This window comes from Sphingomonas sp. PP-CE-3A-406, assembly GCF_003688625.1.
Classification (GTDB): Bacteria; Pseudomonadota; Alphaproteobacteria; order Sphingomonadales; family Sphingomonadaceae; genus Sphingomonas.
The window spans coordinates 598,212-612,860 of record NZ_RCWY01000001.1; the positions used below are offsets into that span (position 1 = coordinate 598,212).

At 67.2% G+C, this 14,649-nt stretch carries 9 protein-coding genes; 1 reads left to right on the plus strand and 8 read right to left on the minus strand.

Annotation, left to right across the window (positions count from 1 at the left end; translation table 11 throughout):
• Nucleotides 1-58: 58 nt before the first annotated feature.
• Entirely contained in the window at nt 59-475 is a 417-nt protein-coding gene (locus C8J44_RS02490) for a secondary thiamine-phosphate synthase enzyme YjbQ (protein WP_121903231.1), read from the minus strand.
• Nucleotides 476-753: 278 nt separating this feature from the next.
• Complete coding sequence (gene secA / locus C8J44_RS02495; RefSeq protein WP_121903232.1) at nt 754-3,492, minus strand: preprotein translocase subunit SecA; 2,739 nt, start codon at nt 3,490-3,492, stop codon at nt 754-756.
• Nucleotides 3,493-3,989: 497 nt separating this feature from the next.
• Between secA and argJ the strand changes: the two genes are divergently transcribed.
• Nucleotides 3,990-5,210 carry a bifunctional glutamate N-acetyltransferase/amino-acid acetyltransferase ArgJ gene (argJ, locus tag C8J44_RS02500; RefSeq protein WP_121903233.1) on the plus strand — a complete coding sequence of 407 codons (1,221 nt, stop codon included), beginning with the start codon at nt 3,990-3,992 and terminating at the stop codon, nt 5,208-5,210.
• A gap of 477 nt (nt 5,211-5,687) precedes the next feature.
• On the opposite strand, the gene trxA is transcribed toward argJ, so the two are convergent.
• The 6 genes from trxA to tsaE all read right to left on the minus strand — a co-directional run bounded on the left by trxA (nt 5,688) and on the right by tsaE (nt 14,631).
• Entirely contained in the window at nt 5,688-6,011 is a 324-nt protein-coding gene (trxA, locus tag C8J44_RS02510; protein ID WP_055877560.1) for a thioredoxin TrxA, read from the minus strand.
• A gap of 64 nt (nt 6,012-6,075) precedes the next feature.
• Nucleotides 6,076-9,507, minus strand: a complete 3,432-nt coding sequence (addA, locus tag C8J44_RS02515; RefSeq protein ID WP_183128681.1) for a double-strand break repair helicase AddA — start codon at nt 9,505-9,507, stop codon at nt 6,076-6,078.
• Nucleotides 9,491-12,469 carry a double-strand break repair protein AddB gene (addB, locus tag C8J44_RS02520; protein WP_121903235.1) on the minus strand — a complete coding sequence of 993 codons (2,979 nt, stop codon included), beginning with the start codon at nt 12,467-12,469 and terminating at the stop codon, nt 9,491-9,493. The genes addA and addB overlap by 17 nt, the downstream gene beginning before the upstream one ends.
• The gene (locus tag C8J44_RS02525; protein ID WP_121903236.1) at nt 12,462-13,217 is read right to left on the minus strand and encodes a nucleotidyltransferase family protein; all 756 of its coding nucleotides are present in this window, start codon (nt 13,215-13,217) and stop codon (nt 12,462-12,464) included. The genes addB and C8J44_RS02525 overlap by 8 nt, the downstream gene beginning before the upstream one ends.
• Entirely contained in the window at nt 13,214-14,194 is a 981-nt protein-coding gene (locus C8J44_RS02530) for an aminoglycoside phosphotransferase family protein (protein ID WP_183128718.1), read from the minus strand. The genes C8J44_RS02525 and C8J44_RS02530 overlap by 4 nt, the downstream gene beginning before the upstream one ends.
• Complete coding sequence (gene tsaE / locus C8J44_RS02535; RefSeq protein WP_121903797.1) at nt 14,191-14,631, minus strand: tRNA (adenosine(37)-N6)-threonylcarbamoyltransferase complex ATPase subunit type 1 TsaE; 441 nt, start codon at nt 14,629-14,631, stop codon at nt 14,191-14,193. Before tsaE ends, C8J44_RS02530 begins: the two co-directional genes overlap by 4 nt.
• Nucleotides 14,632-14,649: the final 18 nt, after the last annotated feature.

The following is a 14,649-nucleotide window of genomic DNA, read 5'->3' on the forward strand; positions in this document are numbered from 1 at the left end:
TTGATGAACGGGATCGCTCCAATACGCCACCATACTGACTCATTTTTCATGATCCGCGTTACTCGCCAATGACATGCAGCGCGAGCGTGCGACGATGCGGGCGGCGGCGGTGTTCGAACAGGTAGATGCCCTGCCATGTGCCGAGCGCGATTTGGCCGTCGATCAGGGGGATCGAGAGTTGGACCTGGGTGAGCGCGGTGCGGAGGTGCGCCGGCATGTCGTCCGGGCCTTCGTCGTCGTGTTCGTACTTGTGCGATTCGGGAGCGATGCGGGCGAAATAGGCTTCGAGGTCGGTTCGAACCTCGGGCGCCGCGTTTTCCTGGATGAGGAGCGAGGCGGAGGTGTGGCGGCAGAATACCGTCAGGAGGCCTTCGGTGAGGCGTTGGTCGCGGGTCCAGCGGGCGATCTTGTCGGTGACGTCGACGAGGCCTTGGCGGGTGGTGTCGATGGCTAGGGTCGTGGTGGCTTGGCGCATGGGGTCCTAACGATCGGTCGGACGGGTTGCTCCACCGTTCCCCCGCGAAGGCGGGGGTCCAGGAGTCCCATAGGCCATCGCCAGTAGCCTGGACTCCCGCCTTCGCGGGAGAACAGAAGGCCGCATCATACTGCCCCACCCCGGCGAAGGCCGGGGCCCAGTTGGGGGACGTTGCTAACTGCGGACACGCTTCGTTACTCCGACCTTTCCAACTGGGCCCCGGCCTCCGCCGGGGTGGTGAACGGTTGGGAGGTTAGAGCGTCAGGTCACTCAGCCGCTCAAACAGCCCCGTGGCACTGCTTGTACTTCCGCCCTGACCCGCAAGGGCAAGGCGCATTGCGGCTGACCACACCCTCCCAGTTCGCCGGATCCTCGCCGATGTCGGCCTCCTGCGGCTGAGGGATCTGCAACGGCGGCATCGTCGACGTAATGTGACCCCGCGTCCCCGCATCGAAGTCGTTCGAATCATCCTCCCCTGTGAACGGGTCGAAATGCGTCGTGATGAAGTCCGGCAACTCGGGCAACCCGACCGGCGCCTGCATCTGGAACTGCGCATGCGCGATCGTCTTGGTCACGTCCTCGCGGATCGTCTCGAGCATGCGCTGGAACAGCGAGAACGCCTCCTGCTTATACTCGTTGATCGGCGTCTTCTGCGCATAGGCGCGGAGGTGGACGACCTGGCGTAGTGCATCGAGCGTCGCGAGATGCTCCTTCCAGTGATGGTCGAGGTTCTGCAACAGGATCGACTTCTCGACCGACGTCCACGTCTCCGCATCGAGATCCGCCGACTTCTGCGCGATCGCCTCGTCCGCCATCGCGCGGACGCGCTCCTCGATCACCTCGGGGTCGACCGACTCCTCCAGCAGCCATGCATCTATCTGCGGCTCGAGGTTCATCACCTCGGCTAGACGCGTCTTCATCCCCGCCACGTCCCATTGCTCGGGATACGAGTTGGGCGGGCACGCGTCGCCGACGATCACGTTGACCGTCTCCGCGCGCATGTCGGTCACCACGTCGCCGACCGTATCGGCATCCATGATGTCCGCGCGCTGCTCGTAGATGACCTTGCGCTGCTCGTTCATCACGTCGTCATACTCGACGACCTGCTTGCGGATGTCGTAGTTGCGCGCCTCGACCTTCTTCTGCGCGGTCTCGATCGCCTTCGACAGCCACTTGCTGCCGATCGCCTCGCCGTCCTCGATGTTGTTGCGCATCATCTTGGCGAACAGCGTGTCCGGCCCGAAGATGCGCAGCAGATCGTCGTCGAGGCTGAGATAGAAGCGCGACAGACCAGGATCGCCCTGACGCCCCGAGCGCCCGCGCAGCTGGTTGTCGATACGCCGGCTCTCGTGCCGCTCGGTACCGAGCACGAACAGACCGCCCGCGGCGAGCACCGCCTGCTTCTCCGCCTCGATCTCGATCGTGATCCGCTTCGCCGCCTCGTCATATTCGGGCGTGCTCTCGACCAGTTCGGGATGCTCGTCGAGCATGCGGAATTCGAGGTTGCCGCCGAGTTTGATGTCGGTGCCGCGGCCCGCCATGTTGGTCGCGATCGTCACCGCGGACTTGCGCCCGGCCTGCGCGACGATGTGCGCCTCCATCTCATGGAAGCGCGCGTTGAGGACCTTGTGATCGACGTTCTCGCCGACCAGGAACTCGCTAAGCATCTCGGACTTCTCGATCGACACCGTGCCGACCAGCACCGGCTGGCCAAGGTCGGCGTGATGCTTGATCTTCTTGGCGATCGCCGCGAACTTGTCCTTGGTATCCTTGTAGAACTCGTCTTCCTCGTCGACGCGCTTCACCTCGACGTTGGTCGGGATGCTGACGACGTTGATCTTGTAGATGTCGTAGAACTCGGCCGCCTCGGTCGCCGCGGTGCCGGTCATGCCACCGATCTTGGGGTACATGCGGAAGTAATTCTGGAACGTGATCGAGGCCATCGTCTGGTTCTCGGGCTCGATCTGGACGCCCTCCTTCGCCTCGACCGCCTGGTGCAGGCCGTCCGACCAGCGCCGGCCGTCCATCATGCGACCGGTGAACTCGTCGATGATGATGACCTTGCCGTCCTTGACGATGTAGTCGATGTCCGACTTGAACATCACGATCGCACGCAGCGCCTGGTTGAGGTGATGCACGACCTGCGTGTTCTCGAAGTCGTACAGGTTCTGCCCCTCCAGCAGTCCGGCCGCCTCGAGCATCCGCTCGACCTTCTCGGTGCCGTCCTCGGTGAGGATGATCGTCTTCTGCTTCTCGTCCTTGTCATAGTCGATCGGATCGAGCTGCTTCACGACCGCGTCGACCTGCATGTACAGTTCGGACTTGTCGTCGGTTGGACCCGAGATGATCAGCGGCGTACGCGCCTCGTCGATCAGCACCGAATCGACCTCGTCGACCACCGCGAAGTTGAACGCACGCTGCGTCATCGCGCTGCGCTCGTACTTCATGTTGTCGCGGAGATAGTCGAAGCCGAACTCGTTGTTGGTGCCGTAGGTGATGTCCGCGGCGTACGCGGCGCGGCGTTCCTCGTCCGACAGGTTGGGGATGATGACGCCGATCGTCATGCCGAGGAAGGTGTAGACCTGCCCCATCCACTCGGCGTCGCGCGCCGCGAGGTAATCGTTGACGGTGACGACGTGGACGCCGTCGCCGGGGAGCGCGTTGAGATAGGTCGCGAGCGTGGCGACGAGCGTCTTGCCCTCGCCGGTCCGCATCTCGGCGATCTCGCCACGGTGGAGGACGATGCCGCCGACCATCTGCACGTCGTAATGGCGCTGGCCGAGCACGCGGTGCGCCGCTTCACGGACCGTTGCGAACGCCTCGGGAAGCAGGTCGTCGAGCTTCTCGCCCTCTGCGAGCCGAGCACGAAACTTGACGGTCTGCGCGGAGAGCTCTTCGTCGGACATCGCCTGAAGCGACGGCTCGAACGAGGCGATCTTGGCGAGGATCGGGTTGAGCGACTTGACGTAGCGGTCGTTGGACGAACCGAACAAGGATTTGGCGAGGCCACCGAACATGGGCTGATTTCCTGAATTTGAGACGCGGCGGCACGCAGGGGGCGCACGCGGAAGCGGATCGCTCTGATCCGAAGGTTACGACAAGGTCACACCAAGACGCTATTCGCGGCGGCGCTCTGCCCATAGCGGATGCGAGACGACTGCTATCGTGCGCAGCGTGGTAGCGACCGCGACCTGAGGAAGAACGGGAAGCCCAGATACGGGTCTTATCAAGACCTTGGCTGGCGTTGCTGCTATTGACTGCGAGCAGACGCTGCCCTGTGCTACGGCCTGTGCCGACTGACCACGCCCGCCCGGCACCGCGCCGGTCAGCGCGGACAAGAGTGCGGAGAGGAGTAGCAGCAGGTTCATGCGGAACCGGCTGTATGCGAGCCCGTGCGATAAATCTACCATTCGTCTTAACAGAGCACCCGGCGGACGCGGCGGGGGAGCGTCCGCCCGGGCGATCTCCGCGCGCGTCGTCTTGCCGCCCGCCCGGCAAAGACTATGAAGGCGTCATGCAGACCTCGCCCCTCGCCTTGCCCTTCCCCGACGCCCCTTCGATCGACGGAGTCGCGCTGCATGTCGCGCGCGCGCAATACAAGACCTGGGATCGGTGCGATCTGACGTTCGTGACGCTCGATCCGGGGACAGTGGTCGCGGGCGTGCTAACGACGAGCAAATGTCCCTCCCCCGAAGTCGAATGGTGCCGTGCGGCGCTGACGCTTGGTCAGGCGCGCGCGCTGGTGGTGAATGCGGGCAATTCGAACGCCTTTACCGGCTCGCGCGGCCGGGCGGCGGTCGAAGCGATCGCGGCGCGAACGGCGGCACATCTCGGGTGCCAGCCTTCGGACGTGTTCGTGTCCTCGACGGGCGTGATCGGCGTGCCGTTGCCGATCGACAAGGCCGAGGCCGGATTGGACGCCGCGTTCGCCGCGGAACCCTGCGGCTGGGAGGATGCCGCCGCGACGATCATGACGACCGACACCTTCACCAAGGGCGCGGTGACGACCGCGGTGATCGGCGATCGCACCGTCTCGCTGGTGGGGATCATCAAGGGCTCGGGGATGATCGCGCCGGACATGGCGACGATGCTCGGCTTCATCTTCACCGACGCCGCGGTCGAGCCGGAATTCCTGCAGGCCGCGCTGTCGAAGGCGAACGCGCCGAGCTTCTCGTGCATCACCGTCGACAGCGACACCTCGACCAGCGACACGGTGCTGGCGTTCGCGACGGGCAAGGCCGGTAACGTCGCGCTGGCGGACGATGACAGCGTGGGGGCGGACGCCTTCCGCGCTGCACTGGCAGACCTGTGTCATCAACTCGCCATGCTCGTCGTTCGTGACGGCGAAGGCGCGCAGAAGCTGATCGAGATCCAGGTAACTGGCGCGGACAGCGACCGCAGCGCACACCGCATCGCGATGAGCATCGCCAACTCACCCCTGGTGAAGACAGCAATCGCCGGCGAGGACGCCAACTGGGGCCGCGTGGTCATGGCGGTCGGCAAGGCCGGCGAACCAGCAGATCGGGACACGCTCTCGATCCGCTTCGGAAATACGCAGGTTGCCGAGGGTGGCTTGGCGCTGAGCCGCTATGACGAGGCGCCAGTAGCTGCGCACCTGAAAGGCCACCAGATCGAAATAGGCGTCGATCTTGCGCTCGGCGAGGGTAAAGCCACGGTATGGACTTGCGACCTTACGCACGGCTACATTTCGATCAACGCCGACTATCGGTCGTGATCACGACAGCAGGCTAGAGTGCGTCGATTGCGAGAATCCTCTCGACCACTACCATGCCGGGAAAGGCGCCTTCGTGCCCAAAGCATGACGACCGTCCGAAGGAGTCGCGATCATTGCAATTCATGTTCAGCGTCTCGGCCCCCACGAACCGGACCCGATAGGCATGCGGCGTCATAACCTCTGCAATGCGGTCCGCTAAATTGGCGCGGACGAGAGCTTCCCTCCGGTTTATCTCGAGCCAGACACTCGAACGCGAAGCGGGAATGACCGCCAACGTCGTGGCACGGTCAAAAAATTGCTGCCCTTCGAACGTGTCGTACCAAACGCCTCCGTATATCCGAGCCGGCTTCAGCGGAATACATGCCCGGATCATAGCAGTGTGGTCTTGGCGTCGACGCGCTGCCTCACACGCGTCTGACCTATATAGGTCAGACGATGACGGCGCTGCCGCCAGAAGCAGCAGCGCCGTCATTAACATCAGGCCAGCTCACCCTCGAGCCATGCCTTCAACCGGCCCTTGGGCTCGGCGCCGACCTTGGTCGCTGCCGGTGCGCCGCCCTTGAAGAGGATCATCGTTGGGATACCGCGCACGCCATACTTGCCCGGCGCGTCGGGGTTCTCGTCGATGTTGAGCTTGGCGATCGTCACCTTCTCGCCCAATTCTTCCGAAATCTCCTCGAGCGACGGCCCGATCATCTTGCACGGGCCGCACCATTCCGCCCAGAAATCGACGAGCACGGGCCCGTCGGCGTTCAGTACGTCCGCATCGAAGCTGGCATCGGTGATCTGCTTGGTCGCCATCGTAAATTCTCCTTGGTTGAGTCGTATCTAAGGTCGCCCGCGTGTGCGCTCAACCACCGGGGCGCTAGCTTTGCTCCGTGGGCCGATAGTGCGGCTTGTTTGCGACCAGCGTCTCGTCGTTCAGCACGATCAGCCGCGGGCCGGCCGTGTACAGCAAGGCTGCCTCGACCGACCGGCCGGGGAAGATCACGCTCAAGGCTTCGGCATAGGCTGCCATCTGCTTCAGATGGTATTCCGGCACATCGTCGAGGCTGCGCGGTGCGCGGCGGCCGGTCTTGAAGTCGACGACGCGGATGCGGTCGGGCTCGATCAGCAGGCGATCGACCGTCCCCGACACGACCATGCCGTTCGCGAGGGTCGCGGCGATCGGCGCTTCGGCCAGCGTATCCGCGCTGAAAAGCTCGGCAAAGCGCGGATCGTCGAGCACTGCGACCACGCTCTGCACGATCTCGGAGCGTGCGGCGGGATCGTCGACGCCGCCAGCCTTCGCCAGCCAGCGATCGGCTGCCGTCGCACGATCGGTGGCAGCAACCGCCGGCAGACGCTCGAACAGCGCATGGATCAACCGGCCCCGCTCCGCTGCGACGCGCATCGCCGGCGTCGGCGGTGGATCGGACACCGCGTCGTCACCCAGCGCAGACGGCGACAGCGGACGAGGCGGACGCGCTTCTTGCGGTGCGGGTTGATGCGCCCAGGCAGGAAGCTGCGCGTTAGCCGCAATCTCGACCGAAGCCGAAGCCTTGGCGATCACCGCAGGCTGAGGCTCGACCCCGGCGAACGTCCGCGCGCCCTCGCCCACCGGTACCTCGAGCGCCGTCAGCGCACGATCGGACGCAGCGTACCAGCTGTTCTCGGGCGGCACGCCCTTCGCGCGCGGCCCGAGCGCACCGGCGATCACCAGCCGCTCTTCGGCGCGCGTGGCGGCGACGTAGAACAGCCGCCAATGCTCCTCCAGTTCGCGCTGCTCGGCGGCCGACACGACGGCATCCAGCGGCCCGCCCCGCTCGCTCGACCGCGGCCGGAACACCGGGATCGGCGCGGCCCCCGGCTCGGGCGCCCATTTCAGGATCGAGCGTGGCGCCGCCGACGGATCCGCCGTCGCATCCGCGAGGATCACCAGCGGCGCCTGCAACCCCTTGGCGCCATGTGCGGTCATCACCCGGACCGCGTCGAGCGGCGCCGACGGATCGCGGACGATCTCGACATCGCCGCGGTCGAACCAGTCGAGGAAGCGCTGCAATGACGGCGTCGTCGTGCTCTCGAACGTCAGGGCGGCGTTGAGCAGTTCCTCGATCGGATCGCGCGCCTCGGTCCCCAACCGCCGAATCAATTTGCGCCGGCCATCGAGCGGCCCCGACAGTAGCTCCTCCAGAAACTGATACGGCGTGGCGATATCGGCGCGCGCGAGCATCGCCAGCAAGGGCGCGAGCCGCGTGGCGGGTTGCGTGCGTTGCAGGTGCCGCCAGAGCGGCCCGGCCTCGCGCGGTGCGGCGGCCATCAATTCGTCCTGCGTCCAGCCGATCAGCGGCGACACGAGCAGCGCCGCGACGCTCAGATCGTCCTCCGGCTGCAACACGAAGCGAATCGTCGCGAGCAGATCCTGCACCGCGAGCGGCGCGTTCAGCCGCAGGCGATCTACGCCCGCAACCGGCACGCCCTCGGCGTAAAGCCGCGCGACGATCAGCGAGGCGAGATCGCCGCGGCGCTTGACCAGGATCATGACGTCCTCGGGCCGCAACCGCCGCCCCTTGCTCTCCAGCATGAGCCCGGTGTCGGGGGCGAGCCAGCTTTTCACCGCGCGCGCGATATCGCTCGCGAGTTTACGGACCGCGTCGTCGACCCAGCCCTCTTCGTCGTCCTCGCTGCCGCCCGCCGACACCGGTGGCCATAAGGTCACAGTGCCCGGCCCGGCGACCTCGCTTGCGTGACGCTCGACCTCGCCGGCAATACCCAGCCCCGGCTCGCCGATCGCATCGATTGCTGCATCGACGAACTCCAGCACGGTGCGCGTCGAGCGGAAGGAGTGGCGGAGCGACAAGCGCGCCAACGGCAGCCCACGCTCCTCTTCGGGCCAGTCGTCGTCGCCCTCGGCCTCGCTCGAACGGCCGCCGAAATACTGCTCGGCGGCCTGGAAATTGAGCGGATCGGTGCCCTGGAACCCGAAGATCGCCTGCTTGTAATCGCCGACCGTGAACAGCGTCCGCGTCGACGGCGCATAGATGCCGCGGCCGACGAAGAACTCATCCGCCAGCGCACGCACGATCCGCCACTGGTGGCCGTTGGTATCCTGCGCCTCATCGATGAGCAGATGCTCGGTCGCCTGGTCGAGCTTGTAGCGGACCCACTCGCCGATCCCCGGCTGGTCGAGCAGCGCCACCGTCGTCGCGATCAGGTCGTCGAAATCGACCGCGCCCGCGCGTCGCTTGGCCAACGCATAGCCCCGCGCATAATCGCGCCCGACCTCCAGCCCGTCGGCGAGCAGGTCGCAATAGGTCGCGCGCTGCACCATCGACAGCACGTCGGTGCACGCCTCACCGAGATCGCGCGCGAGAATTTCGTAATCGGGCTCGGCATCGATCAGTTTATTCGAGGCTTTGCGCTGCGTGCCCGTGCCGGTCAGCACGACGCTGGCGAGCTCGTCCAAGGTCGCCGCGCGATCCTCTGAGTCGAGCCACCGCTGCACGGTCGCCGCCGCGGCTTGCCCGGTGGCCGTCCCCCACGCGCGGTTCGCCGCGGCAATGCGCGCGATCGCGTCGAGGTCGAGCGCGTCGCACCACTCCGCGATTGCCTCGTCGATATCGCCGGAGGGCAGGCCGAGTTCACGTCGCAGCCAGGGCTGGATACCGACTGGGAGGGCCTCCAACGCGGGCAGCGCGCGGGCGCAGGCAAGCAAGAACGCCTCCGCCCCACCCTCGCCCATGCGAAGCGACAGTCGCCCGACGATCTCGACCGGGCGCTCGCGGCCTTCGCGCTCGGCGTCCGACAGCATCGACGCCAGCGCCTCGCGTGCGAGCCCCGCCTCTTCGCGCGCTTCCAGCGGTCGGAAGCCCGGCGTCAGCCCGGCCTCGACCGGGAATGCTGCCAGCAATCCCTGGCAGAAGCCGTGGATCGTCTGGATGCGGAGCCCCCCGCCCGGCGCATCGAGCACCTTGGCGAACAACGTGCGTGCACGGTCCTGCAGAGTCTGAACCGGGCTCTCGCCGAGCGCGATCAGGTCCGCCGCCAGCGCCGGCGCGGGCATGCGTACCCATGCCGCGAGCCTGCCGTTGATCCGCTGCGCCATCTCGGCCGCGCCTGCCTTGGTGAAGGTCAGGCACAGGATCGCGCCGGGATCGACGCCGCGCAGCAGCAGTCGGAACACGCGGGCTGCCAGCACCTGAGTCTTGCCGGTACCCGCCGACGCCGATAGCCAGACGTGCGAGGCGGGGTTGCTCGCATCGGCCTGCGCGCCCCTTAAGCGGGGCAGCGTGGCGAGCGCGTCACCGCTCACGACCATACCATTCGTCGCGTCGCATCAGCTGGTCATACTCGGCATAGGGGGCGTATTCGGGGACGAGTTTCGCGGTGAACGCGGCGCTGCCGGTCAGCCATTCGCCGACGACTTCGGTGAAGTTGTGCGCGGCGATTGCCGTGAACTCGGCGGTCGGTATCTTGTCGCGCTTGCCCTCGGCATCGACCGGGCTCTCGATATAGCCGAACGCGTCGCGCTTCTTGCCGAGCGACCAATATTCGAACGCGCCCGCAGTACCGCGCACGTCCTCGAACCCGCCGCGTTCGGCGATCAGGCCGAGCAGGCCGAGTTGCAGGCTGTACCCGGCGCGCACCGCGGTCGGGGACGGTGGCTTGCCGGTCTTGTAGTCGATGATCGCGAGACGTCCGTCGGGCAGCGTGTCGATCCGGTCGTAGCGTCCCGACAAGGTCACGCCGGCGATCTCGATCTTGCCCTTGCCCTCGGCGCTGGCGACGGTGCGCCCGTCCTCACCCTGCGCGACGATCGCGCCCGCGATCCAGTCGATCGCCTCGAGCAGCCGCGGCTGCCAGAGCGCGCGCATCATCGGATGCGTCCGCTCGTCGTCGAGCATCGCCTTCGCGCGCTGTCGCAGCGTGTCGACGGTGCAGTTGTCCTGCTTCCACCATTGCTCGAGGATGTCGTGCACCGCGGTCCCGCGCCATGCTGCACTTGGATCGGCATCGACCGGATCGAGCGGCATCAGCCCGAGCACGCGGCGGGCGTAGAAGGCGTAGGGGTCTGCCTTGAGGCGATCGACCTCGGTGACGGAAATGGCCTTCGGACGCAGCAGCGCGGGCGGCGAAGGCGCGGGACGGTCGGCGGGGAGATGCTCGCCCGGATCGTCTAGCGCTCGCGTCCAGCCTTCAAGCGCGGTGGCGCGCTCGAACCGGTCGCCGGCAAGCGCCTGCAACCGCAACCATAAGCGCGACGCCAGCGCGGGCGACTTCGCATCCCTCCGCGCACGGGTGACGACCGCGCGAGGAGCGCCAAGCGCCTGCGCGAAATCATGCGCCGCGGTACCGACACGTCGCTCCAGACCCGGCAGGCCAAGCTCCATGCGGATGCGGGGCGCGAGCCACGGGTCAGGCGCAGGACGACCCGGCCAGACGCCTTCGTTCAGGCCGCCGAGCACCATGACGTCGGCGGTCTGCAACCGCGCTTCGATCAGGCCGTAGATCGCCAGCCGTGGGTGGCCGCCCGGCGCTGGCCGGACCGCGACCTCGTCGAGCAACGTCCGTAACAGTTGCGGCAGTTCGCGTGGATCGATCCGCGGCGGCCCGGCGGGGGCTTCGGCTTCCAGATTGGCAAGGAACTCCGCCGCGGCACGCCCTGCGAGACCAGACCAGAGATTGTCGCCGCACAAGGTCTGCGCCGTCTCGCGCAGGCAGGCGAGCACCGACGCCAAGGGCTGCGGCCCCTGGTCGAACGCGTTCGCCAGCGGCGTCAGCAACGGCTGGACGTCTGCCCACCATGTCGCTGCCGTGCCCTTGCGCTCCTCCAGATGTCCGGCGATCCCGTCGAGCCCCGCTGCCGGCCGTGGTCCGCGCAACCGCCGGTCGAGCGCACGCGCACCGTCTAGCCATTCAAGGCGTATGGAGCGTTCGGAGGGCTTGTCGCCCGCCCGGACAAGCGGGTGCTTCAGCAACGCCAGTAATGCGAGCGGCGAGAAGCGCTGCGCCGCCGCTTCGGCCAGCGCGAGCAGCAACGTCCCCGGCGGCAGGATCGACAAGGGCCGCCCCGCGCTGTCGTCGATGCCGATGCCCCAGCGCCCGAGATGCGCTGCCACTCGCCGCGCCAATGCACGATCCGGCGTGACCAGCGCGGCGGTCCGCTCCGGCACTTCCAAAGCCTCGCGCAGGACCAGCGCAATCGCTTGCGCTTCCTCTGCTGGCGTTGCGAGTTCGGCGGCGGTCACGCCCTTCAAGCGGCGACCCTCCGCTGCGATCTGCGTCCACTTGCCGGTGAAATCCGCGGGCGCCAACGCGTTGGCGATCGCGCGGCCGCGTGCGGCGTCGGCGTCATGTCCGCCACCTTCACGCCATGTCTGCACCTCGCCGCGCGCGATACCCATGCGCAGGAGCATCAGTTTCGCGTCGAACTGCGGATGGGTTTCGATCGAACGACGCGTGAGCCCGGTCACCGGGTTCGGATCGTGCGGACCGAGCGCGTCCCACTCCTCGTCGGGCAGCGCGAGGTCGAGGCCGGCGAACACCACCATGCCCTGCGGCATGTCGGCGATGCAGCGGAGCAGGCGCGCGACCGCTGGCGCGGAATCGGTCACGCCCGCCGCGCAGACGATCCCGGCGGGTGGCGCATTCCGCCAGCGCTGGGCGAGCCCGTCGAGCAACGCCGAGCGCCGCGTCGCTTCATCGATCCGCTCCAGCCGCGCGAGTTCGCCCGGCCAGCGTTGCAGGACGATCTCGAACGTCGCCAGCGCGCGCAGCCAATGCTCGGTCAGTTCGGGGCCAAGCTCGATATCGCGCAGCTTGGTCGGCGGCACTTCCTCGACCAGCAACTGATCGAGCGTCCGCGCGAGTTCGCCCGCGAGGCGCACCGCTTCGGCGGCATCGACCGGATGGCCTTCGCGCGCGCGCTCCTCTGACACCAGTCGGGCTAGGATCATCCGCCGCTGATAGGGCGGTACCGCGGGCAGCGGCGGATCGATGTCGTCCGCCGGATCGAGTGCGGCGCCAACCGCTTCGCCCATCTCCGGATCGCCCAACGCCACAAGCCGCGGGAGGACGAGGCCACCAGCGCTGGCACGAACGAACGCTTCGGTGACGGCCTTCACCGCGCGGTTGTTCGGCAGCACGACGAGCGCGCGGGCGAGTGCGAGCGGATCGCGCCCCGCCCGCCGGGTCAGTCCGGCGACCAGCGCATCGGCGAACGCCCGGTGCGCGGGGATCGTGTAGAGCGTCGGGCGATCCGCCGTGGCGACGTCAGCCATCCGCGAGGATCGCCTCGGTCTTCGGGATCGCGGCCGGCGTGCCGACGTCGAACCACAAGCCCTGATGGACCTGACCGTAGGCGCGGCCGGCGGCGATCGCGCGGTCCCAGAAGATGTTGGTCGAGAACGGCCCCTCCGGCCAGTCGGCGATCAATCGCGGGTGAAGAATTTGGATGCCGGTATAGGCGAACGGTGCGACTCGGCCGGGCTTGCGGCGGCCGGCGATCCGCCCGTCGCTGCCGAGATAGAAATCGCCCATGCCGCCGTGGTTGTTGGCGCGCGCGAGCGGCACCATCAGCAACAGCGCGTCCATCGTCGCATCGTCCCAGCGCGACGCGAGCAGCCGGATCGCATCGACCGGTCCGTCGATCCACAGATTGTCGCTGTTGACGACCAGCACCGGCGCATCGCCAAGCAGGCCACGCGCCTGAACGAGGCCACCACCCGTCTCCATCAGCATCTTGCGCTCGTCGGAGATCACCACGTCGATCCCCACGAACCGGTCGGTGACGTGCGCCTCCAGCGTGTCCGCGAGATAGTGGACATTGACCACCGCGCGCTTGATACCGGCGGCCTGGAGCCGTTCGAAGACGTGGTCGATCAACGGCTTGCCCGCGACCTTGACCAGCGGCTTGGGTCGCGTCGCGGTCAGCGGACGCATCCGCTTGCCGAGGCCGGCTGCCATCACCATCGCCGTTTCGGGGACAACGCCACGCGGTGTCGGCCGGATCGTCTGCTGGCGGGTCATGCCGCGATGGCCAGCGGATCGCCGCGTCGATCGGCGGGGACGTTCGCCGCGAACCATGCCGCCACCGGGGCAAGCACCGGTTGTGCCAGATCGCGCTCCAGATAGCGCCACACCCGCGGGCACATCGTCGGATAATGCGGCTTCCCGTCGCGCTGCCAAAGCCGCGTGAAAATGCCGAGGATCTTGGCATTCCGTTGCGCGCCAAGCACGTGATACGCGTTCATGAAGTCGTTCCCTGCATCGGCCACCGCATCGGACGCCGTCCGGTAGCGCGCGAGCATCGCCGCCTCGACCGCCGGATCGACGTCGCGCCGCGCATCCTGCAACAGCGACACCAGATCATAGGCCGGATGCCCCGCCAAGGCGTCCTGAAAATCGAGCAGTCCGAGCGACCGCTCAGACCCCACCAGCATCAGGTTTTCGGCATGATAATCGCGCAACACCGTCACCGGCGCCAAGGCTATGGCGTGATCGAATACCGCATCCCATGCCGCATCCCAGCCCGCCAGATCGGGTTCGATGCCGACCGCCGGGCAGTACCATTCGACGAACAGCGCCGCCTCGCGCTTCAGCACCGCACGATCATAGGGGGGCACGGGTCCGGCAGGATGCGTGCGCAACCGGACCAGCAGATCGATCGCCGGTGCATAAAGCGACAGCTCGTCGTCGGGCGCGGCATCGACCGCCTCGCGCAGCCGATCGTCGCCGAAATCCTCCAGCAGGACGAGGCCCTGATCGAGATCGCTCGCGAGGATCTCAGGTGCCGCGAACCCGTGATCGACCAACCACCGCGCGATCGCGATGAACGGCCGCGGATCCTCGTGCGGCGGCGGCGCGTCCATCAGGATCGCCTGGCGCCCTGCTTCAATCGCGCGGAAATAGCGGCGGAACGACGCATCGCCCGCGACCGGGAGGATCTGCGCCCCACCCCAGCCATGAGCGTCGAGAAAAGCGGCGGCGCCGGGCGGCGGGGTCATGTCGGCCATCGCGACCTCCAAGCTTCCGGGGCTCCCACTGTCAAGCTGCGCGTGCCGTCCGGCTCGATCGTCAGGCTCAAGCGAAGAGCATCCGGCCAGTGATCGGGCCCTGCGCGCTCCGGCCATTCGACCAGCAGCAGCGAATCATAGCGCGCGTCGTCGAGCGCGAGTTCCTCGATCTCGGCGGGGTCGTCGATCCGGTAGAGGTCGACATGGAGCACGGGGAAGCGCACTTCGGGTGGCTCGTAGGGCTGGACGATCGCGAAACTGGGCGACGGCGCTTCGCCGGCGAGCCCGAGTGCGGCGAGTAGTCCGCGGGCGACGCTGGTCTTGCCGGCGCCGAGCGTGCCCACAAGCGTGATGACGTCGCCGGGTCGGACCAGATCGGCAAGCATAGCCCCGAACGCTTCGGTAGCTTGCGGGTCGGGTAGTCGGATCACGCGCACGAGCCCTCT

Coding starts and splice junctions, on each gene's coding strand:
- C8J44_RS02490 (WP_121903231.1), bottom strand. CDS start 475: ATGCGCCAAGCCACCACGACCCTAGCCATCGACACCACCCGCCAAGGC.
- secA (WP_121903232.1), bottom strand. CDS start 3,492: ATGTTCGGTGGCCTCGCCAAATCCTTGTTCGGTTCGTCCAACGACCGC.
- argJ (WP_121903233.1), top strand. CDS start 3,990: ATGCAGACCTCGCCCCTCGCCTTGCCCTTCCCCGACGCCCCTTCGATC.
- trxA (WP_055877560.1), bottom strand. CDS start 6,011: ATGGCGACCAAGCAGATCACCGATGCCAGCTTCGATGCGGACGTACTG.
- addA (WP_183128681.1), bottom strand. CDS start 9,507: ATGGTCGTGAGCGGTGACGCGCTCGCCACGCTGCCCCGCTTAAGGGGC.
- addB (WP_121903235.1), bottom strand. CDS start 12,469: ATGGCTGACGTCGCCACGGCGGATCGCCCGACGCTCTACACGATCCCC.
- C8J44_RS02525 (WP_121903236.1), bottom strand. CDS start 13,217: ATGACCCGCCAGCAGACGATCCGGCCGACACCGCGTGGCGTTGTCCCC.
- C8J44_RS02530 (WP_183128718.1), bottom strand. CDS start 14,194: ATGACCCCGCCGCCCGGCGCCGCCGCTTTTCTCGACGCTCATGGCTGG.